Source organism: Arthrobacter sp. Y3223164, from assembly GCF_059091005.1.
Window position 1 is genome coordinate 1 of record NZ_JBNHGF010000851.1, and the last position, 459, is coordinate 459.

Sequence of the window (459 nt, forward strand, 5' to 3'; positions counted from 1 at the left end):
GGATCGGACGACTTCGCCGCCCTCGCCGCGCCCGCCCGGACCTGGGTGGGTACAGGCCTGGTGGCCGCCGCCGTCGTGCTGGCCCTCGTCTCCACGGTGGGCATGTTTGACTTCTTCGGGGCGCCGGCGCTGGTGGGCGGCGGACTGCTGCCGGTCTCGGCCACCGTCGCCGAAATCTGGCACAACGCTTCGAGTTGGTGGATCTCGCTTGGCTCCGGCGTCCCCGGGCACGGCGACCCCTTTGGCTACGTGCTGGCGGTCCTGGCCGTGCTGGGTTTGGGGAACGGTTCCGCCGCCGTCCTGACGCTGGTGCTGCTGGCCATGCCGTTGGCCGCCGCCGGCGCATGGTTCGCTGCCGGGGCCTTCACACAGCGGCGCGGCCTGCGCTTCTGGGCCGCGATGTTCTGGGCGAGCGTTCCCGCGTTCCAGGTCGCGTTGGGCACGGGCCGCCTGGGCGCG

Annotated in this window: 1 pseudogene; it reads left to right on the forward strand. The window is 73.0% G+C overall.

Annotation, left to right across the window (positions count from 1 at the left end):
* Positions 1–459, forward strand: a pseudogene (locus tag AC5RUJ_RS18365) (glycosyltransferase family 2 protein); the annotation flags it as partial.